This is a genomic window from Micromonospora sp. NPDC049060 (genome assembly GCF_040649055.1).
GTDB lineage: Bacteria > Actinomycetota > Actinomycetes > Mycobacteriales > Micromonosporaceae > Micromonospora > Micromonospora reichwaldensis.
Map to the genome: position 1 here is coordinate 48,712 of NZ_JBEZEV010000021.1, position 20,608 is coordinate 69,319.

Genomic DNA, 20,608 nt, shown 5'->3' on the forward strand with positions numbered 1-20,608 from the left:
CCCGCGATGGCCGTACCCGCCATCGTCGGACCTGTCGTGGTCCTGGGCTGCGCATTCCGTGGCCTGTGCGGGGAGGTGTTCGTGACACGTCAGAGCTGGAACGGTGACGGTCATTCGTCGACCGTCGACGCGGGAACGGATGTCATGGGTCGTGACGACGCCACGGCCGAGTTGTTCGCCTTTCCACACACCGACTTCTTTCGGGAAACCGTGACGGGCACCGAACGGGAATTGGCCGGTAATCGGCCCGTCAATTCCGCCGCCCCGCGAACCGTCGCGACCGGCCGGCCCGGTCACCAGGTGGTGAGCTGACATGGACCGCCTCGCCGCCGCCACCGAGCGGGCCGACCGGCTCGGGCCGATGCTCGGCACCTTCCTGCACCGTTTCCCGGCCGACGACCCCGGCACGGACGGGCCGCTGCGCGGCACGCTGATCGGCGTCAAGGACGTCGTCGCCGTCGCCGGCGCGCCGAGCACCTGCCAGAGCGTCGTGCACGACGCGAGCTGGTGGGCCGACCGCGACGCGACCGTGGTGGCACGGCTGCGCGCGGCGGGCGCGGTGATCGTGGGCAAGACCACGATGGCGGAGCACGCGCTGTCCCGGCCGGACCCGGACGCGTCCTTCCCGGTGCCGCGAAACCCGTGGGACCCCCACCGGTGGACCGGCGGGTCGAGCTGCGGCAGCGCCAACGGCATCCCCGCCGGGTTCTTCGACGCGGGTGTCGGCACCGACAGCAACGGCAGCATCCGGATCCCGGCCGCGCTGTGCGGCGTGACCGGGCTGAAGCCGACGCAGGGCCTCCTGCCGGCGGCGGGCGTCCGCCCGCTGGCGCGGTCGGTCGAGACGACGGGTCCACTGGCCCGTACGGCCCGGGAGTGCGCGCGGCTGCTCGCCGTGATGGCGGACCGGCCCGCGGAGCTGTCCCGGCCGGCGCTCGCCGACCTCGCGGGCGTCCGCGTCGGTGTCCCGGGCGACCTCGTGCGGTACGCCGCCGCGCTGACCGACGACACCGCCGCCGCCTTCGACGCCGCGCTCGACGAGCTGCGCGCCGCCGGGGCGGAGGTCGTCGACGTGCCCCTCGACGAGGCGTTCCCGCTCTTCGCCGCGCAGCTCGTGACGATGCTGGTGGAGGCGTTCGAGGTGCACGGGGCGCAGTTCCGGGCGCGCTGGAACGACTACGGCCGGCCGTTCCGGTGGAACGTCGCGCTCGGCGGCGTGCTCCCGGCGGAGACGTACCTGCGGGCCCAGCGGGTGCGTGGGTGGGGCGCCGGGGCCCTGCGGGCCCGGTTGCGGGACGTCGACGTCATCGCCACGCCCGCCTGGCCGTCCGCCGCCCCCCGCTACGACGACCAGGCCAGCCTCCAGACGATCTCCTTCCTGCCCAGCATCTGGAGCGCGGTCGGCTTCCCCGCGCTGGCGCTGCCGATGGGGGCCGATGGCGACGGGTTGCCGCTGTCGCTGCAACTGGCCGCCGCCCCCGGCCGCGACTTCGAGCTGGCCGCCGTCGCCGATGTCTACCAGCGGCGTACGGGCTGGCACGAGCGCGAGCCGAAGCTGGAGGTCGTGACGGACCTCGCGGCGGTCTGCGCCCCGGAGGCGCCCGCCGACGGGGTCGACCCCGTCCGGCGGGAGCGGCTGGCCCAGGCGTTCGGCGAGCTGGGCGTCCCGCTGGGGGAGGGGGACCTCGACCAGGTGACCATGACGTGGTCGAAGGTCCAGGCTCTCGCGGGGGTGCTGCCGGAACTCCCGGTGGACGTGCCGCCGTTCGTCGCCACCACCGGGTGAGCCGCCGGGGCGCGGGCGTCGCGCACGTGGCGGACGCACGGGTGAGGCATGCGTACGACACGGTCGGAACGTGACGCGGCGGGGGTTGGTTCTGTCGCCGGTCGACGGCAGCCTGTGAAGCATGGATGACGTCGTGATCGAAGTGGACGGGCTGCGGCGCAGCTACGGGGAGTTCGAGGCGGTGCGGGGGATCTCGCTGCGGATCCAACGCGGCGAGCTGTTCGCCCTGCTGGGCACCAACGGTGCCGGCAAGACCACCACCATCGAGGTCCTGGAGGGACTGCAACCGGCCACCTCCGGCCGGGTCCGGGTACTCGGGCTGGATCCGGTGCGGGAGCGGGCCGCGCTGCGCCCCCGGACGGGGGTGATGCTCCAGCACGGCGGGTTCACCGGTGCGCTGACCGTCCGGGAGACGGCGGAGATCTGGCGCTCCCTCACCGTCCGGCCGCAGACCACCGCGGAGGTGCTGGACCTGGTCGACCTCGGCGGCCGGATGAACGTGGCGGTCGAGCAGCTCTCCGGCGGCGAGGGCCGGCGGCTGGAGCTGGCACTGGCCGTGCTCGGCCGCCCGGAGGTGCTCTTCCTCGACGAGCCCACCACCGGCATGGACCCGGCCTCCCGGCGCCGCACCTGGGACGTCGTCCGCGAGCTCCAGAAGGGTGGGACCACCGTCCTGCTCACCACGCACTACCTGGAGGAGGCGGAGGTCCTCGCCGACCGGGTGGCCATCATGCGGGGCGGGAGCATCGTCGCCACGGGCGCCCCGGAGGACGTCGTACGCACCCTGCCCGCCCGGATCAGCTTCCGGCTGCCGGCGACGGACGCCCTTCCCGACCTGCCGCACGCGGCCCGCATGGTCGACGGCGACCGGGTCACGTACGAGTCCCGCCAGCTCCAGAGCGACCTCACCCGGCTGCTCGAATGGGCCAACGCCGCGGACGTCCGACTGGCGTCCCTGTCGGCCCGACCGGCCACCCTGGAGGATGTCTTCCTGGACATCGCCGCCGACCACGACCAGACCGACCAGCACGCGGAACCGGAGGCCGCCCGATGAGCGGGACGATGACGACGCAGAGCCCCACCACCACCGCCACCCCGCGCGACCGGGCGACCAGGCCGCTCTGGCAGATGGCCGCGATGCTCAAGATGGAGCTGCTGGCGCTGCGTCGCAACTGGACGGCCACCGCCATGTCCGTGGTGACCCCGCTGATGATCGCCATCCTGCTCGTCAGCGAGTACGGCGGCCAGACGGTGCCCGGCGTCCGCCGGGTGGTCAGCATCACCACCCTGATCATGGTCTTCCTGGTGCACCACCACCTGACCACCGTGTACGCGTCGCGCCGCCAGGAGCTGGTGCTCAAGCGGCTGCGGGCGGGGCTCGCCTCGGACCGCACCATCCTGCTCGGCACGGCCAGCAGCACCGTGGCGATCTTCCTCGCCCAGTTCGTCGTGCTGGCCGGCTACGCCCTCCTGGTGCTCGACCTGCCGATGCCGAAGAACCCGCTGGTCATGGCGGTGGCGCTGCTGATCGGGTCCGCGATCCTGGCGGCCTTCTCGGCGGCCCTCTCCGCGATCACCCGCAGCTCCGAGGCGGCCATGCTGACCACCCTGCCGAGCCTGGTGATCTTCCTGGCCACGCCGGGTGCGCTGCTGCCGCTCGGCGCGCTGCCGGAGTCGCTGGAACGGATCCTCTGGTTCCTGCCCATGGGGCCGTTCACCGAGATCATGCGCATCGGCTGGCTCGCCCGCACCGACGAGGGCCAGGCCCTGAGCTTCGCCGGGACGCTTGTCGAGTCGCTGCCCTCCTTCGGGGTGCTGCTGGTCTGGCTGGCAGTGTCGCTGTTCACGGCCGCCCGGTACTTCCGATGGGAGCCCCGGCACGGATGATCGAGGTCATCGCGCCACCTGGCATCGGGAGCGTGAGCATGGAGCGGGCGCAGGTCGAGCGTGATGTCGGCCTGCGCCGCGCCCGTGCCGTCACGTTGAGCACCGTCGGCAGCGGCGTCCTGGGCACGTTGCTGCTGGCCGCCGTCGGACTGTCGCGGGAGGAGGATCCCCGCTGGGCGGCGGCCGGGGCGGTGGGCGTCGTCCTGTTCGTCGCCGCGCAGAGCGGAGCCCTGTACGGGGCGATCACCCCGTGGCTGGCCGAGTCGACGCGGCGCCGCCTGCTCGCCGGGTTCGTCTGCGCCGCCGTGCTCTCCGTACCGCTGGTCGGGCCCGTGGGCGGGCCGGAGTGGGCGACCTGGGGATTCCTGGGGGCGTCCGTGATCGGCTCGGTGTCCCTGCTGCGGCAGTGGTGGGCCGCCGGCCCGGCGGTGCTGCTGTCCGTGGCGACGGCCGCCGGGGTGGCGGCCTGGAACGGGGCCCCGGTCCGCGGCCAGGTCACCATCGTGCTGGTCGCCGGCCTCTCCATGGCCGCGTGGAACGCCCTCCAGCTCTGGCTGTGGGGGCTGCTCGTGCAGGCGCAGCGGGGGCGGGCCGCCCAGGGGCGGCTCGCCGCCACCGAGGAGCGGCTGCGCTTCGCCCGCGACGTGCACGACCTGCTCGGGCACAGCCTCTCGGTCATCGCGCTCAAGGCCGAGCTGGCGTCCCGGCTGGCGGCGACGGACGCCGGGCGCGCCAGCCGGGAGGCCGCCGAGGTGCAGCGGCTGGCCGCGTCGGCGCTGGTCGAGCTGCGCGAGGTGGTGCACGGGTACCGTGCGGTGGACCTCGGGGACCAGATCGCCGCAGTGGAGCAGGTGCTGCGTTCCTCCGGCATCCGCTGCGCGGTCGCGCTGCCGCCGGACGACGTACCGTCGGAGATCGCCCGGCAGCTCGTCGCGGTCCTGCGGGAGGCCAGCACCAACGTGTTGCGGCACAGCCGGGCCACCTGGTGCACCATCGAGATCAGCCAGGACGAGGACGAGGTACGGATGACCATGACGAACGACGGCGCCGAGGGTGCGTCGCCGGACCGGCACAGCTTCGGGCTGCGCGGGCTGGCCGAGCGGCTGGCCGAGGCCGGGGGGACCCTGCGCCACCGGATCGACGACGGGGTGTTCCGCCTCGACGTGACGGTACGGACCCGCCCGTGATCAGGGTGCTGCTCGCCGACGACGAGGACCTGATCCGCGCGGCGCTGGCCGCACTGCTCGGTCTGGAGTCCGACCTGGAGGTGGTGACCGAGGCGCCGGACGGGCGGGCCGCCGTGACCGCCGCGCTCGCCCACCGGCCGGACGTCGCCGTGGTGGACCTCCAGATGCCGGCCCTGGACGGGCTGGAGGTGACGGCGGAGCTGGCGCGCGTCCTGCCCGCCTGCAAGGTGGTGATCCTGACCGGGCACGGCCGGCCGCCGCACCTGCAACGCGCGCTGGCGGCCGGGGCCAAGGGGTTCCTGCCCAAGGGCGCGCCGGGCGGGACGCTCGCCGACGTCATCCGCCGCGTGCACGCCGGCGGCCGGTACGTCGACCCGGCGCTGGCCGCCGACGCGCTCACCGCGCCCGAGTGCCCGCTCACGCCGCGCGAGCTGGACGTGCTGCGGCTGGCCGAGTACGACACGCCGGTGGCGGAGGTGGCGCGGCGTACCCACCTGTCGGCGGGCACGGTCCGCAACCACCTCTCCGCGGCGGTCAGCAAGATCGGGGTGGCCAACCGGGCGGAGGCGTTCCGCACCGCCCGGGACAACGGCTGGCTCTGACGGGCCCGCTCAGATGAGCACGCTCCAGGTCACCGGGCCGACTAGGCCGTCGACGACGAGTCCGTTGCGGCTCTGGAAGTTGCGTACCGCGCTGGTGGTGACAGCACCGAAGCCGCCGTCGACGAGGAGGCTCGCCCCCCGGGCGTTGAGCGCGGTCTGCAGGCCGCGCACCACGTCACCGGAGTTGCCCTCCCGCAGGGGCAGCACGAGCGCGGTCCAGGTGATCGGGCCGACCATGCCGTCGGCGTAGAGGCCCCGGCCGCTCTGGAACGACCTGACCGAAGCGGCGCAGCCCGGCCCGTAGACCCCGTCCACCACGACGGAGACGCCGCGCGCCCGCACCAGGTACTGGATCACCCGGGGCACCCAGCCCGAGGCGCCCTGGCCGACGCTCGGGTAGCCGGTGCTGCCCACCGGGGCCGTGGAGCCGAGGGTGATGCCCCGGTTGGCCAGGAAGACCCGGGGGTCCATCGAGGTCAGCCGGGGGTTGTGGATCTCGAAGTGCAGGTGCGGGCCGGTCGAGTTGCCGGTGGTGCCCATCAGACCGATCAACTGGCCGCAGCTGATCTGCTGGCCGTCGCTGACCAGCACCCGGTACAGGTGGCCGTAGTAGGAGAAGTAGCCGTCGGCATGGTTGATGTGGACGCTGTTGCCGGTGCGACCGGCCAGCGGGCCGCTCGCCGTGTCACCCGGGTACGAGTTGGTCTTGATGTCCCGGACGGTCCCGGCGGCCGTGGCGTAGACCGGGGTGCCCTGGCTGTTGGCCACGTCCCAGCCGGTGTGCGTCGGCCGGCTGGGGGTCTTGTAGCCGGAGGTCAGCGTGCCGCGCGTCGGGTTGCTCCAGCCGGCGACGGCGGCCATCGCCGGGCTGGGCAGGCCGACGACCCCGATCCCCACGCCGACGCCGAGCGCCGTGAGGAGGGTGCGGCGTCGGGCCGGAAGGTGGCTCAGGCCGGCTGTCTCCGGTGCGTCACACATGTTGCCTCCGATGTTCGTCCCGAAGGGGCGGTTGGACGATGGAGACCGGATCGTAAATCTTCTATATCGTCGGGGCAATGGTGAAACTTTCCTACGATCCGTCACGCACCGTCATTCGCCGGGGTCGTGGGCCCGGGGTGCGCCACGGGCGATCATCGTCAACTTAGGGTTGACGGCCAGGGCGCCGTCAACCTATGGTTGACGCATGACGGAGCCAGTGCAGATGAACAACCCGGTACGCCTGGACGACCTGATCCGGGCGATCAAGAAGGCGCACACCGATGCGCTCGACCAGCTCACCGACGCGGTCATCGCGGCCGACCACCTCGGCGACGTCGCCGACCACCTGATCGGCCACTTCGTCGACCAGGCCCGCCGCTCGGGCGCGTCCTGGACCGACATCGGCCGCAGCATGGGCGTCAGCAAGCAGGCGGCACAGAAGCGCTTCGTGCCGAAGGCCGACGAGACGCCGCTGGACCCGCAGCAGGGCTTCGCCCGGTTCACCCCCCGGGCCCGCAACGTGGTGATGGCCGCGCAGAACGAGGCCCGCGCCACCGGCCAGGCCGAGACCCGCCCCGAGCACCTGGTGCTGGGGCTGCTCAGCGAGCCGGAGGCGCTGGCCGCGAAGGCGATCGTCGCCCAGGGGGTGTCGCTGGAGCGGGTCCGCGAGGCCGCGACCGCCGCGCTGCCGCCCTCGTCCGGCGAGGTGCCCGACCTGATCCCGTACGACGCCCAGGGCAAGAAGGCGCTGGAGCTGACCTTCCGGGAGGCCCTGCGGCTGGGGCACAACTACATCGGCACCGAGCACATCCTGCTCGCGCTCCTGGAGCACGAGAACGGTGCCGGCACCCTCAGCGGGCTCGGCGTGACCAAGGCCGCGACCGAGGAGTGGGTGGCGGCGGCCCTGCGGTCCGTCCAGCTGCGGGAGTGACCCGCCTCAGGGCGCGGCGGGGAAGCCGTAGCGGCCGGCGTGCTCGGGGTCCGTCGGGTCCACCTGGCGGATCCCGGCGTCGGCGAGGCGCTTGTTGACCTCGTCGAGCCGCTCGCGCACCAACCGGGCCTCCTCCTCGGTGACCCGGCCCCGGTGCGGCCGGCCGGCGTGCTCGATCGTGCCGTAGTCGACCCGTTCCGCGCCCTTGCGGGCCTTCGGCGGGCGGACCCGCTCGGCCGTCTTCAACAGTTGCGCCATCGGCACGTCGGTCGCCATCGCGTCGAACTCGCTCGCGGTGAGCACCACCCGGCGCGGCTCGCCGTCGCCGTGCCGGTCGTGGATCTCGACCACCGCGACGTCCAGCGCGGCGTCGTCGATGCCCTCCACCTCGACCGGGGTGGCGTCCAACCGCACGGGCCCCGCGACCAGGTCAGGGTGTTCCAGGACGACGACGCGGACCACCTCGTCGTCGGGCTGGATGACCGTGCCGCTGAAGTCGGAGACGTGGATCGTCTTCTTGCCCATGCGCGGAGCTTCTCCTGTCGTAGGCCGGGATGCCGGACCAGAAGAAATTACCCGACAGGTGTGCGAAAGCCGCCGGTGGACCGTCCGGGTGTGTCGCGCAGCCGCCCCCGCCGCGCGGGACGGTCAGCGGGTGTTCAGTCCGCCGGGCGAGGCGGCGCCGGCCGGCTGCTTGTCCACCTCGCTCCACGGCAGCGCCTCCGCCCCGGCGCGGTGACCCCGGTACGCCGACTGGGCCGGGAACCGCCCGGCGGCCTCGCTGGCCCGCCAGAGTCGCTCGGGGGCCTGGTGGTACCGGTCGTTCGGCTGATTCGGCATGACCATACCGTCCCAAACAAAGTTGTCCATGTATGAAAATGAATATGACGGACGGTCGATGCGTCTGGTTCCCGTGATCGGCCGCCGTCTCACGAATGCACGGTCATCGGCGTACCGGTACGTCTACCCGCCCGCCGCGCCGCCCAACCCTCGACGCCGGCCCGCGTGCCACGGCGCCGGGCCCGCCGGGTCACGGGAGGCCGGGCGGCCCGCCCCGTGACGGGTTCCGTGACGCGGTGCCGCCGCGCCCGCGTACGGTGATCGTCGGCGAGGCGGCCCGGACGCCGAATGGCCACCGACGGCCGCGGGGAGGTGGACGGCGATGCTCGACCGGCGGCTGCACCTGCACCTGGCGAGCTGGCTCGGCCAGTGGCCGGCGGGGCCCGGGCTGCACGTGGTCGGCTCGCACCGACGGGCCCGACCGGCCTGGGACGGCCGGCTCCGGCCCGCCGTCGCGGTGACCGCCGGCGCGAGCACCGTGCTCTCCGTGGCTCCCGACCGGGTCGCGGCGGTCCGCGAGCTGGCCCGGCTGCCGGGCGGGCCGCCGCTGCCGGCGCTGCCCGCCGCGGTCGGACGACCCGGCTGGGCGGTGCACGACGACGTGTTCCGGTGGAGCGTGGCGCCGGCCCCGCTGCCGGACGTGGGGGAGTGGACACCTCCGGGCGCCGCCGGGCTGCCGTCCTGGCTGCGCCTGTTCGACCGGCCGGTGCTGGTGGTGCGCGACGCCCGGGGGCGCTACCTGGCCGGCGTCGGGATCAAGCGGCACGACGCGTACGGCCACGAACTTGCCGTCGGCACCGTGCCGGCAGCCCGGGGGCGGGGGCTGGCCCGGCGGCTGGTGGCCCAGGCGGCGCGCCGGGTGCTCGACGAGGGAGCCGTCCCGACGTACCTGCACGACCCCGCCAACACCGCCTCCGCCCGGGTGGCGACCGCCGCCGGTTTCCCCGACCGGGGCTGGCGCTCGTTCGTCGTCTACCCGCCCTGACCGCGCCCGGCCCCACCCTGACCGCGTGCCCCCTCGCGGTGGGCGCGGACCGTGGATCCCGGGCCGGATCCACGGTCCGCAGTCTCCCCCAGGGTCCCGCAGGTGACGTGCGCACCGATCACGCTACGTAACTATGAGGGTGAAGGCAAGATGCCGAAGGTGCGATCCGGGTGTCGAATAGCAGACTTGACCTGCTGCTACTCGGGGGATGGCGCCGTGAGGGGTCAGTGACGCAGCGTGCGAATGAGGTCGAGTACCTGCCGGGTAACCGGGCGCAGCACGCGCAACCGGGACAGCCCCACCAGCCGGTCGACCAACGGCACCGCCCCGTCGATGAGCTGCCGGGTGCGGGTCTGTCCGGGCGAGCGGTCGTAGACCCAGTAGAGCACCACCCCCATGTACGCCAACCAGAGCAGCTCCGGCAGGTGCGGGCGCAACTCCGGGTCGACCCGGGCGGTGGAGCCCTCCAGCGCCTCGGCGAAGAGACCGACCGCCGCCTCGCGCGGGCCGGACGACTCCGCCGAGAAGGGACTCAGCGGGGAGGTCGGCTCCGCCGCCGTCTTGAAGAAGCTGGCGGCGAAGGAGTGCGACGGGGTGAGCACGTCGATCCCGGCGTGCATCACCCCGGCCAGCCGGGCGGCGAGGTCGGGTTCCCGGGCGAGCACCGGCCCGGCCGCCGCCCGGTGCTCCACCTGGGAACGGGCGTAGAACTCCTGGATCAGGTGTTCCTTGGAGCCGAAGTAGTAGTAGGCGTTGCCCACCGCCACCCCGGCCTCCTGGGCGATGGCGCGCATGGTGGTCCGGGCGTAGCCGCGCTCGCGGAACAGCCGCATCGCGGTGTCCAGGATGAGCTGCCGGGTCTGCTCGCCGCGCGCGGTCGCCGGCTCACCCGCAGCGGTCGTCGGCGCAGTCTGCTCGGTCATCGGGGTCACCGTATCCCGCCAGGTCGTCGCCCGGCTCCGCCCACGGGTCGCGAACGCGTTCGCGGACCGAGGAGGCGGCGGCGACCACCCGCCGGGCCAGGGGGAGCAGGTGCGGTCGGGCCAGCCGCTCGGCGGCGCCCCGGTGGTCGGCCAGGGCCCAGAGGCAGGCGAACCAGGCGCCGTCCCCGGCGTACACCTCGCCGGTGTCCGCGACCACGGTCAGGTCGCGCAGCGTGGCGTCGTGGTCCAGGCCGGGGAAGCGCCGCCGGGCCTCGGCCGAGCCGGCCGGCACGAACTCCAGGGGTACGAGCTGGGCGCGGGACGCCAGCCAGCGCCGGGCGGACCGGCACAGTGGGCAGTGCGCGTCGTAGAGGACGGTGAACCCCCGGACGCCACCGCCCCCGTGCGCGGTGGCGTCCGGGAGTCCGCCCGACCCGAGGGGCCCGGCGGTCATCGGACGGGCGGGCTGCCAGCCGGCCCGGTCTCCGCCCCCGGACCGGCGGGGTGCGGGCCGGTAGGGCGCGGGCCGGCGGGCTGGGCGCTGGCGGGCTGAGCGCCGGCCGGGTGCGCGCCAACCGGGTGCGGGCCAGCGGGGTGCGGGCCAGCGGGGTGCGGACCGGCCGGGTACGGGCCAGCCGGGTGCGGGCCGCGGGGCGCGGGGGGCATCGGCAGCCGGCCGACCGGGGCGAGCGGCGGATGGGTGGCGAACTGGCGCAGCCGGCCACGGCGGTACCGGCCGAGCGCGAAGACGTTGAAGAAGTGCAGTGCGCCGAGCACCAGCAGCACCAGGCCGATCTTGAGGGACAGCTCCTCCATGGCCTGGGCGGTGGACCCGACCGGGTCGGGGTGCTTCATGGCCACCGTGACGTAGCCGAGGTTGAGCAGGTAGAAGCCGACGACGAGCAGGCTGTTGACGGCCTTCGCCAGCCGTTCGTCGGCGAAGACCTCCTCCAGGAAGACCAGCCCGTTGCGCGACAGCGCCCGGGCCACCCAGACGGTCAGCCCGATGCTGATCGCCAGGTAGACCAGGTACATCCAGACCTTCGTGTCCATCGCCGACGCCTCTCTTGAACGTGTTCAAATTTTGTCGCCTCAGCGTAGGCGACTTCTTGAACACGTTCAAGTCGTCGCTCGCGACCGTCGGCGTGGTCCGGTCGGGCGGGGGTCGGTATGGTCGAGTCGCGCCGGAGCCGGCGCGACCTTCGACGGTGAGGCAGCCATGGACCGGGGTGAGCGGAACGCGGAGCCGAGCCAGGTGGTCCTGCGCCCGGCGGGTGAGATCGACATGGCCACCGCCGGCGAGTTCGAGGCGACGCTCACCGAGGCGCTGCGCCGACCCGGCGTCCGGGAGGTCGTCGTCGACCTCGCCGACCTGCGGTTCCTTGACTCCAGCGGCGTACGCGTCCTGGTGCACGGCGTCTCCGTGGGCCGCGAGCGCGACGTGACGATGCGGGTGACCGGCCCGCAGCCGGGCGTGGCGCGGGTCCTTCGGATCACCGGGGTCGGCACCCTGCTCGGGCTCGCCGACGCCGACGCCGACCAACCCGTCGCGCGGGGATGGCGCGGGCTGGCCTGACTCAGGGCTCCGAGTTCGCCGCCGCGGCGGCGGACCACTCGACCAGTAGCAGGGTCGCGTCGTCCTGGTGCGTCCCGCCCTGGTGTTCCGTCACCGCGTGACTGAGGCGGCGCAGCGTCTCCGCCGCCGGCCGCCCGGAACCGATGTGCCGCTCGGCGAGGTCCGCCAGGCGGGAGAGCCCGAACATCTCGCCCGCCGCGTCGCGCGCCTCGGTCACCCCGTCGGTGTGCAGCAGCAGCCGGTCACCGGGCTCCAAGCGGGTCCGCGCCACCTCGACGCGGCCGTCGGGCAGGCCGAGCGGGAGCCGGCGGCCCCCGGCCAGCTTCTGCACGGCCCGTCCCCGGCGCAGCAGCACCGGCGGCGGGTGCCCCGCGTTGACGTACCGCAGCGTTCCGGAGCCGGTGTCGAACTCGGCGAGCACGGCGGTGACGAACCGCGCGTCGTTCCACTGGCCGGCGATCGCGGCGTCCACCGCCCGGACAAGGCCGGGCAGGTCCGAGCCGGTACGCCGGGCCGCCCGCAGCGCCGCCAGCGCCACCGAGGTGGTGAGCACCGCCGGCAGGCCGTGCCCGACCCCGTCGAGGATCGCCAGCGTCAGGGTCCCGCCGTGCACCGCGTAGTCGAAGGCGTCGCCGCCGACCTCGTAGCAGGGCTCGAGCAGGGCACTGACCACCGCCTCCGAGGTGGCGAAGGTCAGCGGCGGCAGCAGGTTCCAGAGCAGCTCGGCGGAGACCCCCATCGGCCGGCTGCGCCGCACCCGGTGCAGGGCGTCCCCGTAGTCCCGTTTGCTGGTGACCAGGTGGCCGACGAGCCCGGAGACGAGCCGGCAGCCGTCCCGCAGCGCCCCGTCGGCGAGGTCGGCGTCGGCCGGCGGGAACACCTCCAGCAGTCCCAGCCGGTCGGTGCCGTTGACGATCGGCACCCACAGCCGGGGCGGTGGCCCCTGCCCCGCGTGCACCTCGACCTGGGTGAAGGCGCGACCCGCGAGGCTGGTGTCGATCGGCAGCACCTCCGGCGCCGCCCGCCTCGTCCCCGGCAGCGGGCGCAGGCCGTGCTGCTCGGCGTCGACCAGGTACACGGTCGCCGTCACGCCCAACGGCCGCAGCGCGGCGTCGACCGTGGCCGCGAGCTCGTCCGGCGGCAGCCGGTGGGACCGGGACACGAGGTCGGCCAGGGCCCGGTGCCATGGGTCGGTGGCGGTCATGCTGTCGCATACCCCGGGCGGGCCCGGTCGAAGCCGGCCGGGCCCGCCCGGGAGCGACCGCCACCTGCCGGCGCGTACCTCCGGTGTCGGCGTCAGCCGGCCAGGCCGAGCACCTCGGCGGCCGCGCGGCCGCAGGCGTGGCTCGCGCCGTACGTGGTGACGAACGCCCGTACGCCGGCCGGACGCCACCGGGAGGGCCAGCCCATCTCGACCACGGTCACCGGGTGCTCGGCGGCCAGCGCGGTCACCAGGTCCGCGCCGCCCGGCAGCCGGTGCAGATGGCGGCCGACCAGCACGATCGGCCGGTCCCCGGCGAGCTGGCGCAGGGCGGCCGGCCCGGTCTCGGTGGCGACCACCCGCAGCTCCTCCGTGCCGTCCAGGTGCGGGCCGAGGCCCCACGGCACCCGCCCCTCGGCGATGGTCGACGCGGCGTGCAACTGGACGACCAGCGGGCGGTCCAGGCCGGTCAGCTCCCCCTCCACCCGCACGGCGCGCCGCGCCGCGGCGTACCCGAGTCCGTCGGGAGCGGCCGGCGTCGCGCCGGCGGTCCGGGTCCAGGCGGCGAGCGCGGCGGCGCGGCCGGCCGCCTCCTCCACCCGCGAGCGGTCCAGGCGGCCGTCGCCGAGCGCCCCGACGATCTCCGCGACCACCCGCTCGACCAGCTCGGCGTCGACCTGGGCGCCGATGCACAGCAGGTCGGCGCCGGCGGCCAGGGCCCGGACGGCGGCCGGGCCGACCCCGCCGGCCGCCACCGCGGCACCCTTCATCTCCAGCGCGTCGGTGATGACCGTGCCGGTGAAGCCGTACTCGCCGCGGAGCAGGTCGACCAGGACCGCCCGGCTGAACGTGGCGGGGCCGTCACCGGTCAGCGCCGGCACCCGGATGTGGGCGGTCATCACGGCCCGCGCGCCGGCCTCGACGACAGCGGCGAACGGCGGCAGGTCGCGCCGGCGCAGCACGTCGAGCGGCACGTCCACGGTGGGCAGCTCGTGGTGGGAGTCGGCGACCGTCGCGCCGTGGCCCGGGAAGTGCTTGGCGCAGGCGGCGACCCCGGCGGCCTGGAGGCCGGTCACGGCGGCGGCGGAGTGCGCGGCGACCCGGGCCGGGTCGGCGCCGAACGAGCGGGTGCCGATCACCGGGTTCTCGTCGGCGGTGTTCACGTCCACGGTAGGCGCGAGGTTGACGGTGACGCCGAGGGCGGCCAGCTCCGCGCCGATGGCCTCGTAGACGCGGCGGGTCAGCGCCACCTCGTCGATCGCGCCGAGCGCCGCGTTGCCCGGGTACGGGCTGCCGGTGGCGTGCGCCAGCCGGGTGACGTCGCCGCCCTCCTCGTCGATCGCGATCAGCACGTCCGGCCGGCCGGCCCGCAGGGCGGCGGTGCTCGCCGCCACCTGCCCAAGGTCGTGGACGTTGGTGCCGAACAGGGTGTGCCCCGCGAGCCCCTCGGCGACCAGGTCGACCGCCCAGCCCGGGGGAACCGGCCCCGGGTACGCGGCGAGCAGCGTGCCGAGCGCGAGCCGGCGCAGTCCTGGATCCAGCCCCACGTGATCTTCCCCTTTCGTCCCCGCGGCACGGAAGTCGTACCGGCGGGGGTCGGTGACGTACCGGGTCGGCCGACCACCCCGCTCCCGGGCGGCCGATACGCTGTCGGCTACCCGCTCGCAGGTCGGTTTACAGTTAGCAAGGTTTACCAAAACTAGAGGACGTGGCATGAGTGCGACCCGGCTGCCCGGCACCCCCCGCCTGTTGCGGGCGCTGAACGACCGCGCGGCGTTGGAGCTGCTGCTGGAGCGGGGGCCGCTGACCCGGGCCCGGCTCGGCGAGCTGACCGGGCTGTCCAAGGTCACCGCCTCCCAGCTCGTCGAGCGGCTGGAGGAGCGGGGCTTGGTCACGCGCGTCGGCGAGCAGGCCGGCGGGCGGGGGCCCAACGCCCAGCTCTACGCCGTGCGGCCCGGCAGCGCGCACGTGGTCGGGGTGGACGTGGGCGCCGACCGGGTGGTCGCCGCCTGCGCGGACATCACCGGGGCGGTGATCGGCCGCGTCGAGCAGTCGGTCCGCGACACCGACGACCCCGTCGGGGTGGTGCACAACGCGGTCGTCCAGGCCGCGAGCAGCGCCGGGGCGCAGCTGTCGAGCGTGCGGCGGATCGTGCTGGGCACCCCCGGCCTCGTCGACCCGGGCACGGGCGACATCACGTTCGCCTTCAACCTGCCCCGCTGGCACACCGGCCTGCTCGCCGCGCTGCGGGACGACCTGCACACCCCGGTGGTCTTCGAGAACGACGTGAACCTGGCCGCCGTGGCCGAGGCGCAGTCGGGCGCGGCCCAGGGGCTGACGGACTTCGTGCTGGTCTGGGTCGGCGCCGGCGTCGGCCTGGCGATCGTGCTGGGCGGCCGGCTGCACCACGGCAGCAGCGGCGCCGCCGGCGAGATCGGCTACCTGCCGGTGCCCGGCGCGCCCATCCCGCGCGACGTGTCCCGCCGGGCGAAGCCGGCGTTCCAGCAGCTGATCGGCGCGGACGCGGTCCGCGACCTGGCCCGCGCGCACGGCTACCCGGACGACAGCGGCGCGGTCGCGGTACGGGCGGCGGTGGCCGACGGCACGGCGGGCGGCCCGATGCTCGACGAGGTGGCCCGCCGGCTGGCGCTGGGCGTGGCGAGCACCTGCGTGGTGCTGGACCCGCCGCTGGTGGTGCTCGCCGGCGAGGTCGGCCAGGCCGGCGGGGCGGCGCTGGCCGAGCGGGTGCAGCACGAGGTCGCGGCGATCACGCTGGTCCGCCCCCGGGTCGTGCCGACGGGGCTGACCGAGGAGCCGATCCTGCGGGGTGCGCTGCGTACCGCGCTGGACGCCGTCCGCGACGAGGTCTTCGGCTCGACCGTCGGCTGACCGGGGTCGGCCGGCGGTCGGCGCGGGCCGCGCGCCGGACCCCGCCGACCAGGGTCGGCGAGGTCGGCGGCGGCCCGGCGTCATGTGAAGGAATATTTCATCGCGGGCCGGGGTGCTGCAAGGTCCTGCCGCGCCCGCCGGCGGCGGGCGGGTGTCACATCAGGTCGCGGCGGCGGAACGCCACGAAGGCGGCGGCGACCAGCGCGCCGGCCAGCCCGAGCAGCAACACCAGCGCCGGCTGCCAGGTCACCACGTAGAGGCCGTCGCAGGAATTGGAGATCCCGTTGTCGCACGCCCGGTAGTCCCAGAACTCGACCCGGCCGTTGAGCAGGGCGGCGGCGTAGCTGGAGAGCATGTACCGGTCCACCTTGACGACCTCCAGAATCTCCATCACCAGCCGGGCGCCCAGTTCCCACACCACCAGGTAGCCGGCGATCGCGCCGAGCGCCGCCGAGGTGTGCCGGCCCAGGGTGGCGACGGCGAACCCGACCACGGTGAGCAGCAGCACCAGCAGCATGCCGCGCCCCCAGTTCGCGCCCAGCGAGCCCCAGAACTCCCTGTCGAGCCGCCCCGGCCGCCCGGCGACCTGCGCGATCAGCCAGAACGTCCCGAGGTACGCCGCCGAGGCCAGCACGGACAGCAGCGCCGTCCCGCCGAGCAGCGTGCCCAGCTTGGTGCCGAGCACGGTCATCCGCCGGGGACGCCAGAGCAGCAGGTTGACCACGCCACCGGAGTTCAGGTCGGCGCCGATGTAGGAGGCGCCGACCAGGAAGCCGAAGAGCGCGAGGAAGGCGATGAGGAAGTAGAGCAGCGGCTTGGCCTCCTCGGCGAAGGTGAACACCCCGGCGAGGTAGTCGGACGCCACGGGCGCCCGCTCCATCAGGGCCGGGTCGACCTCGCTGCAGTTGTCGGGGACGTACTCCTGCACGTCGTCCGCCTGCACGACGCCGCGCTGCCGGTCCAGGCAGAGCTGGTGGGTGCGCTCCAGCTCGCTGCGCGCCGCGGCGGCGGCCTGCTGGGCGTCGAAGACCTCCTGGGCGGTGGGCCGGTGGGAACTCGCCAGGGTGGTAGCCGCCGTGACGCCGAATGCGAGCACCAGCAGGACGAGCATGAGCTGCACGAAGCGCCGGGCGCCGAGACGCTCCAGCTCGGCACGGACCAGGTTCACGCGTCCACTCCCCGCTCGTCGAGGTCGATCACCGGTTCGGAGGCCCTGCCGTCGGGCAGCACCGAGTCGTCCACCTGCCGGGGCAGCGTCGGGTGCGTCGCCGTGCCGGTCAGTTCGAGGAAGGCGCTCTCCAGGTCGGGCCGCAGCGGGGTCAGCTCGCGCACCCAGAGGCCCGCCTCACCGAGGGTGCGGCTGACCTCGGTGGCGTCGTCCACGCCGCCCACCACCAGGTGGTCGTCGTGGCCGGTCGCCGCCAGCCCTGCCGCCGTCAGCAGCTCCACGGCCCGCTGCGGATCGTCCACCCGCACCAGCAACTCGTGCCGGTCGAAGCCGGCCAGCACCTCGTCGACGCGCCCGGCGGCCACCCGCCGGCCCCGAGAGATGATCGTCACGTGGTCGCAGATCAGCTGGATCTCGGCCAGGATGTGGCTGGAGACCAGCACGGTCACACCCGCCTCCGCCAGCGAGCGCATCAGGTCCCGCATCTCCCGGATGCCGGCCGGGTCCAGGCCGTTCGCCGGCTCGTCCAGGATCAGCAGCTCCGGGTCCTTGAGCAGGGCGGAGGCCACCGCCAGCCGCTGCTTCATGCCCAGCGAGTAGCCCTTGACCCGCTCGTCGCCCCGGTCGGACAGGCCCACCTGCTCCAGCACCTCGTCGACCCGGGCGACCGGCACGCCGCCGGCCCGGGCGAGCAGGCGCAGGGTGCGGTGGCCGGTGAAGTTGCCGAAGAACTGCGGGCTCTCCACGATCGCGCCGACCCGCCCGGCCACCAGGGGCAGCCCGTCCGGCGAGGGGACGCCCAGCACCGTCATGCGACCCGCGTCGGCCCGTACCAGCCCGAGCAGGGCGCGCAGCGTGGTGGTCTTGCCCGACCCGTTGGGGCCGAGGAAACCGTGGATCTGGCCGGCCTCCACCAGCAGGTCGAAGCCGTCGACCGCCACCCGGCGGCCCTGCCGCACGCTGTGGAAGGTCTTACGCAGCCCCTCGATCTCGATGACCGCGCTCATCCGCGCGGCTCCCTGCTCCGACCGGGCATGGACCGTCCTCCGGTTGTGGTGACCAACGACACGGCGCCCCACCCTATGGCCGGGGCGCCGCCCGTGGGGGGCGCCCCGCGTTGCGTGGTTGGATGGTCGGGTGACTGGGGACGAGGATCTGGTGGTCAGCCTCGACGGCGTCGGCGTACGCCGGGCTGGCACGGCACTGCTGCACGACGTCGACTGGCGGGTCGAGCTGGACGAGCGCTGGGTGGTGCTCGGGCCGAACGGCGCAGGAAAGACGACCCTGCTCAACCTCGCCGCCGGGCGGCTGCACCCGACCACCGGCACCGCCCACGTGCTCGGCGAGCGGATCGGCCGCACCGACGTCAACGAGCTGCGGACCCGCATCGGGCTCTCCACCGCCGCCCTCGCCGAGCGGGTGCCCGCCGACGAGCGGGTCAGCGACGTCGTCGTCACGGCCGCCTGGTCGGTGCTGGGTCGCTGGCGGGAGAGCTACGACAGCAGCGACGAGGCCCGGGCCCGCGCCCTGCTGGGCCAGCTCGGCATCGGCGGCCTCGCCGAACGCGCCTACGGCACCCTCTCCGAGGGGGAGCGCAAGCGGGTGCAGATCGCCCGGGCGCTGATGACGGACCCGGAGCTGCTGCTGCTCGACGAGCCCGCCGCCGGGCTCGACCTGGGCGGGCGTGAGGACCTGGTCGCCCGGCTGGCCGAGCTGGCGTACGACCCGGACGCCCCGGCGCTGGTGCTGGTGACCCACCACGTGGAGGAGATCCCGCCCGGCTTCACCCACGCGCTGCTGCTGCGCGAGGGCGGCGTGGTGGCGCAGGGGCTCCTCGACGACACGCTGACCGGGGACAACCTCTCCAAGACCTTCGGGCTGCCGCTGGTGGTCGAGCGCTCCGGCGACCGGTTCACCGCCCGCGCCGCCTGATGCGGCAGACCCGGGTCGTCGTGGTGGGCAGCGCCAACATGGACCTGGTGGGCACCGCCCCCGCCCTGCCCCGGCCGGGGGAGACCCTGCTCGGCACCGACTTCGTCATGGTGCCCGGCGGCAAGGGCGCCAACCAGGCCGTCGCCGCCGCCCGGGCCGGCGCCTCCTGTGCGTTCCTCGGGGCGATCGGCTCCGACTCGTTCGGCGTCACCCTGCGGGCGCGGATCACCGCCGCCGGGGTCGACACCGGGCAGCTCCGCACGACGTACGGCACGTCGGGCGTGGCGCTGGTGATGGTCAACGCCGAGGGCGAGAACGCGATCCTGGTCAGCCCTGGCGCCAACGCCTCGATGACCGGCCTGACCGAGCCCGAGCTGACCGCCGTACGCGGGGCGGACGTGCTGCTCGCGCAGCTGGAGATCCCGGTCGCGACGGTGACCGAGGCGGCCGTCGTCGCCCGGGCGGCCGGCACCCGGGTGGTGCTCAACGCCGCCCCGGCCGTGCCGGTGCCGCCGGAGCTGCTGGCGGCGACCGACCTGCTGGTGGTCAACGAGACCGAGGCGCAGGCGCTCACCGGGCGCGGCCGGGACGAGCCGTCGGCCCTGCTCGACCTGGCGCCCCGGGCGGTGCTCACCCTCGGCGCGGAGGGCGCCTGGTACGGGGACCGGGACGGCACCGCCGTGCACGTGCCGGCGGTCAAGGTCGACGTGGTGGACTCCACGGCCGCCGGGGACGCCTTCACCGCCGCGCTCGCCGTGGCCTGGGGCGAGGGCCGGGACGTGGTCGACGCCGTGCGCTGGGCGGCGGCGGCCGGGGCGGCCTGCGCCCGCCGGCTCGGCGCCTCCGTGGCGCTGCCCACCCGGACCGAGATCGACGAGCTGTACGTCCCCGCCTGATCCGGCCGACCCGCCACCCGGGGGAGTCCGTCCGACAGGACGATCGCGACGGTGCGCGGCGGTCACGCCTCGGCGTCGTCGGTGAGCTTCTCGCCCCGGCGGCGGAGCATGCCCAGGCCGGGGATGCCGGCGACGGCGAGCTTCAGGTCCCGGGTGACGTCGAGCAGGTCGTGCAGGTCCGGGCCGACCCGGTCCAGGGTGGCGAGGATCGGCAGGATGTCCGCGGTCAGGTGCTGCTTGAGCTTCGGCAGCTCGTCGACGAGCCGGATCGCGGCGTTCACCTCCTCGTGGCTGAGCTGCTCGACGAAGCGGTTCGCCATCGGGGCGCCCCGGCGCAGCGCCGGCTCGTACGCCGTCAGCAGCTCGGCGGCGGTCGCCGCCGCCTCCGCCGCGGTGCCCACGGTGCCGGCGGCCCGTACGGCCACCGCGTCGGCCTCGGCGACCACCGCGCCGGCCGTACGGGACACCTTCTCCGCCTCACCGACCACGACGGCCGCGGCGGCGGCCACCCCGGTGGCCGTCTCGATCGCGGTGGTCGCGGCGGCGCTGATGACGGCCACCTCCCGTACCGCGCCCTCGGCGTCGGTGAGCACCCGGTCGGTGCGGTCGAGGGTCTGGTCGATCCGGTCCACCACGCCGTCGATGCGGTCGACCACGCCGTCGACCCGCTTCAGCAGGGCCTCCACCGAGTCCAGCACGGCGAACGCGCGGGCCGGCACGGCGGCGAACGAGGCCGCCGAGCCGAGGGCCTGGTCGAGGGCGGAACGGGTCAGACCGACGACCGCGGCGGGCCGGGGGAGGGGAATCACCATGGCACCAAGTGTGCG

The 20,608-nt window shown here is 74.7% G+C and carries 23 protein-coding genes; 12 read left to right on the forward strand and 11 right to left on the reverse strand.

What is annotated here, in order from left to right:
• Positions 1-6: 6 nt before the first annotated feature.
• The 6 genes from AB0B83_RS11520 (at position 7) to AB0B83_RS11545 (ending at position 5,462) form a co-directional block, all read left to right on the forward strand.
• A complete protein-coding gene (locus AB0B83_RS11520; RefSeq protein ID WP_357578085.1) occupies positions 7-312 on the forward strand; it encodes a hypothetical protein in 306 nt (101 codons plus the stop codon).
• Between the two features lies 1 nt (position 313).
• Complete coding sequence (locus AB0B83_RS11525; RefSeq protein WP_357578086.1) at positions 314-1,786, forward strand: amidase; 1,473 nt, start codon at positions 314-316, stop codon at positions 1,784-1,786.
• Positions 1,787-1,907: 121 nt separating this feature from the next.
• A complete protein-coding gene (locus AB0B83_RS11530; RefSeq protein ID WP_357578087.1) occupies positions 1,908-2,840 on the forward strand; it encodes an ABC transporter ATP-binding protein in 933 nt (310 codons plus the stop codon).
• An 8-nt stretch (positions 2,841-2,848) separates the two neighbouring features.
• Positions 2,849-3,673, forward strand: coding sequence for an ABC transporter permease (locus AB0B83_RS11535; protein ID WP_357578088.1), 825 nt, complete (start codon positions 2,849-2,851; stop codon positions 3,671-3,673).
• Positions 3,674-3,711: 38 nt separating this feature from the next.
• A complete protein-coding gene (locus AB0B83_RS11540) occupies positions 3,712-4,860 on the forward strand; it encodes a histidine kinase (protein ID WP_132240859.1) in 1,149 nt (382 codons plus the stop codon).
• The gene (locus AB0B83_RS11545; RefSeq protein WP_091621387.1) at positions 4,857-5,462 is read left to right on the forward strand and encodes a response regulator transcription factor; all 606 of its coding nucleotides are present in this window, start codon (positions 4,857-4,859) and stop codon (positions 5,460-5,462) included. The genes AB0B83_RS11540 and AB0B83_RS11545 overlap by 4 nt, the downstream gene beginning before the upstream one ends.
• Before the next feature lie 9 nt (positions 5,463-5,471).
• Here AB0B83_RS11545 and AB0B83_RS11550 read toward each other — a convergent pair whose 3' ends face one another.
• Positions 5,472-6,440, reverse strand: coding sequence for a peptidoglycan DD-metalloendopeptidase family protein (locus AB0B83_RS11550; RefSeq protein WP_357578089.1), 969 nt, complete (start codon positions 6,438-6,440; stop codon positions 5,472-5,474).
• A gap of 205 nt (positions 6,441-6,645) precedes the next feature.
• On the opposite strand from AB0B83_RS11550, the gene AB0B83_RS11555 reads away from it, so the two are divergent.
• The gene (locus tag AB0B83_RS11555) at positions 6,646-7,371 is read left to right on the forward strand and encodes a Clp protease N-terminal domain-containing protein (RefSeq protein WP_357578090.1); all 726 of its coding nucleotides are present in this window, start codon (positions 6,646-6,648) and stop codon (positions 7,369-7,371) included.
• 6 nt (positions 7,372-7,377) lie between these two features.
• On the opposite strand, the gene AB0B83_RS11560 is transcribed toward AB0B83_RS11555, so the two are convergent.
• Both AB0B83_RS11560 and AB0B83_RS11565 read right to left on the reverse strand, forming a co-directional pair.
• The gene (locus tag AB0B83_RS11560) at positions 7,378-7,896 is read right to left on the reverse strand and encodes a hypothetical protein (protein WP_357578091.1); all 519 of its coding nucleotides are present in this window, start codon (positions 7,894-7,896) and stop codon (positions 7,378-7,380) included.
• A 123-nt stretch (positions 7,897-8,019) separates the two neighbouring features.
• Positions 8,020-8,211, reverse strand: a complete 192-nt coding sequence (locus AB0B83_RS11565; protein WP_357578092.1) for a DNA repair protein — start codon at positions 8,209-8,211, stop codon at positions 8,020-8,022.
• Positions 8,212-8,533: 322 nt separating this feature from the next.
• On the opposite strand from AB0B83_RS11565, the gene AB0B83_RS11570 reads away from it, so the two are divergent.
• On the forward strand, positions 8,534-9,196 hold the full coding sequence (locus AB0B83_RS11570; RefSeq protein ID WP_357578093.1) for a GNAT family N-acetyltransferase: 663 nt from the start codon (positions 8,534-8,536) through the stop codon (positions 9,194-9,196).
• Positions 9,197-9,420: 224 nt separating this feature from the next.
• On the opposite strand, the gene AB0B83_RS11575 is transcribed toward AB0B83_RS11570, so the two are convergent.
• The 3 genes from AB0B83_RS11575 to AB0B83_RS11585 are packed head-to-tail and all read right to left on the reverse strand — an operon-like array spanning position 9,421 to position 11,172.
• Positions 9,421-10,119, reverse strand: coding sequence for a TetR family transcriptional regulator (locus AB0B83_RS11575; RefSeq protein ID WP_357578094.1), 699 nt, complete (start codon positions 10,117-10,119; stop codon positions 9,421-9,423).
• Positions 10,082-10,573, reverse strand: coding sequence for a DCC1-like thiol-disulfide oxidoreductase family protein (locus AB0B83_RS11580; protein ID WP_357578095.1), 492 nt, complete (start codon positions 10,571-10,573; stop codon positions 10,082-10,084). The genes AB0B83_RS11575 and AB0B83_RS11580 overlap by 38 nt, the downstream gene beginning before the upstream one ends.
• Complete coding sequence (locus tag AB0B83_RS11585) at positions 10,570-11,172, reverse strand: hypothetical protein (protein WP_357578096.1); 603 nt, start codon at positions 11,170-11,172, stop codon at positions 10,570-10,572. The genes AB0B83_RS11580 and AB0B83_RS11585 overlap by 4 nt, the downstream gene beginning before the upstream one ends.
• Positions 11,173-11,338: 166 nt before the next feature.
• On the opposite strand from AB0B83_RS11585, the gene AB0B83_RS11590 reads away from it, so the two are divergent.
• Entirely contained in the window at positions 11,339-11,695 is a 357-nt protein-coding gene (locus tag AB0B83_RS11590; protein WP_357578097.1) for an STAS domain-containing protein, read from the forward strand.
• 1 nt (position 11,696) lies between these two features.
• On the opposite strand, the gene AB0B83_RS11595 is transcribed toward AB0B83_RS11590, so the two are convergent.
• Positions 11,697-12,899, reverse strand: coding sequence for a PP2C family protein-serine/threonine phosphatase (locus tag AB0B83_RS11595; RefSeq protein WP_357578098.1), 1,203 nt, complete (start codon positions 12,897-12,899; stop codon positions 11,697-11,699).
• 92 nt (positions 12,900-12,991) lie between these two features.
• Positions 12,992-14,443: a glycoside hydrolase family 3 N-terminal domain-containing protein gene (locus tag AB0B83_RS11600; RefSeq protein ID WP_357578099.1), complete on the reverse strand. Its 1,452-nt coding sequence runs from the start codon at positions 14,441-14,443 to the stop codon at positions 12,992-12,994.
• Positions 14,444-14,609: 166 nt separating this feature from the next.
• Between AB0B83_RS11600 and AB0B83_RS11605 the strand changes: the two genes are divergently transcribed.
• Positions 14,610-15,785, forward strand: a complete 1,176-nt coding sequence (locus tag AB0B83_RS11605) for an ROK family transcriptional regulator (RefSeq protein ID WP_151455628.1) — start codon at positions 14,610-14,612, stop codon at positions 15,783-15,785.
• 154 nt (positions 15,786-15,939) lie between these two features.
• Here the strand turns inward: AB0B83_RS11605 and AB0B83_RS11610 are convergent, their stop codons facing one another.
• Complete coding sequence (locus tag AB0B83_RS11610) at positions 15,940-16,953, reverse strand: ABC transporter permease subunit (protein ID WP_357578100.1); 1,014 nt, start codon at positions 16,951-16,953, stop codon at positions 15,940-15,942.
• Positions 16,950-17,960: an ATP-binding cassette domain-containing protein gene (locus AB0B83_RS11615; RefSeq protein ID WP_357578101.1), complete on the reverse strand. Its 1,011-nt coding sequence runs from the start codon at positions 17,958-17,960 to the stop codon at positions 16,950-16,952. The genes AB0B83_RS11610 and AB0B83_RS11615 overlap by 4 nt, the downstream gene beginning before the upstream one ends.
• A gap of 130 nt (positions 17,961-18,090) precedes the next feature.
• On the opposite strand from AB0B83_RS11615, the gene AB0B83_RS11620 reads away from it, so the two are divergent.
• Entirely contained in the window at positions 18,091-18,885 is a 795-nt protein-coding gene (locus AB0B83_RS11620; RefSeq protein ID WP_357578102.1) for an ABC transporter ATP-binding protein, read from the forward strand.
• A complete protein-coding gene (locus AB0B83_RS11625; RefSeq protein WP_357578103.1) occupies positions 18,885-19,781 on the forward strand; it encodes a ribokinase in 897 nt (298 codons plus the stop codon). The genes AB0B83_RS11620 and AB0B83_RS11625 overlap by 1 nt, the downstream gene beginning before the upstream one ends.
• A gap of 62 nt (positions 19,782-19,843) precedes the next feature.
• Here AB0B83_RS11625 and AB0B83_RS11630 read toward each other — a convergent pair whose 3' ends face one another.
• Positions 19,844-20,593 (reverse strand): hypothetical protein, encoded by a 750-nt coding sequence (locus AB0B83_RS11630; protein WP_357578104.1) that lies wholly within the window; start codon positions 20,591-20,593, stop codon positions 19,844-19,846.
• Positions 20,594-20,608: the final 15 nt, after the last annotated feature.

Excerpts from the sequence above, each read along its gene's own strand:
- AB0B83_RS11570 (WP_357578093.1), top strand. The coding sequence starts at position 8,534 with ATGCTCGACCGGCGGCTGCACCTGCACCTGGCGAGCTGGCTCGGCCAG.
- AB0B83_RS11560 (WP_357578091.1), bottom strand. The coding sequence starts at position 7,896 with ATGGGCAAGAAGACGATCCACGTCTCCGACTTCAGCGGCACGGTCATC.
- AB0B83_RS11535 (WP_357578088.1), top strand. The coding sequence starts at position 2,849 with ATGACGACGCAGAGCCCCACCACCACCGCCACCCCGCGCGACCGGGCG.
- AB0B83_RS11615 (WP_357578101.1), bottom strand. The coding sequence starts at position 17,960 with ATGAGCGCGGTCATCGAGATCGAGGGGCTGCGTAAGACCTTCCACAGC.
- AB0B83_RS11530 (WP_357578087.1), top strand. The coding sequence starts at position 1,908 with ATGGATGACGTCGTGATCGAAGTGGACGGGCTGCGGCGCAGCTACGGG.
- AB0B83_RS11590 (WP_357578097.1), top strand. The coding sequence starts at position 11,339 with ATGGACCGGGGTGAGCGGAACGCGGAGCCGAGCCAGGTGGTCCTGCGC.
- AB0B83_RS11630 (WP_357578104.1), bottom strand. The coding sequence starts at position 20,593 with ATGGTGATTCCCCTCCCCCGGCCCGCCGCGGTCGTCGGTCTGACCCGT.
- AB0B83_RS11540 (WP_132240859.1), top strand. The coding sequence starts at position 3,712 with ATGGAGCGGGCGCAGGTCGAGCGTGATGTCGGCCTGCGCCGCGCCCGT.
- AB0B83_RS11525 (WP_357578086.1), top strand. The coding sequence starts at position 314 with ATGGACCGCCTCGCCGCCGCCACCGAGCGGGCCGACCGGCTCGGGCCG.
- AB0B83_RS11550 (WP_357578089.1), bottom strand. The coding sequence starts at position 6,440 with ATGTGTGACGCACCGGAGACAGCCGGCCTGAGCCACCTTCCGGCCCGA.
- AB0B83_RS11605 (WP_151455628.1), top strand. The coding sequence starts at position 14,610 with ATGAGTGCGACCCGGCTGCCCGGCACCCCCCGCCTGTTGCGGGCGCTG.
- AB0B83_RS11520 (WP_357578085.1), top strand. The coding sequence starts at position 7 with ATGGCCGTACCCGCCATCGTCGGACCTGTCGTGGTCCTGGGCTGCGCA.
- AB0B83_RS11555 (WP_357578090.1), top strand. The coding sequence starts at position 6,646 with ATGACGGAGCCAGTGCAGATGAACAACCCGGTACGCCTGGACGACCTG.
- AB0B83_RS11625 (WP_357578103.1), top strand. The coding sequence starts at position 18,885 with ATGCGGCAGACCCGGGTCGTCGTGGTGGGCAGCGCCAACATGGACCTG.
- AB0B83_RS11595 (WP_357578098.1), bottom strand. The coding sequence starts at position 12,899 with ATGACCGCCACCGACCCATGGCACCGGGCCCTGGCCGACCTCGTGTCC.
- AB0B83_RS11580 (WP_357578095.1), bottom strand. The coding sequence starts at position 10,573 with ATGACCGCCGGGCCCCTCGGGTCGGGCGGACTCCCGGACGCCACCGCG.
- AB0B83_RS11565 (WP_357578092.1), bottom strand. The coding sequence starts at position 8,211 with ATGCCGAATCAGCCGAACGACCGGTACCACCAGGCCCCCGAGCGACTC.
- AB0B83_RS11585 (WP_357578096.1), bottom strand. The coding sequence starts at position 11,172 with ATGGACACGAAGGTCTGGATGTACCTGGTCTACCTGGCGATCAGCATC.
- AB0B83_RS11575 (WP_357578094.1), bottom strand. The coding sequence starts at position 10,119 with ATGACCGAGCAGACTGCGCCGACGACCGCTGCGGGTGAGCCGGCGACC.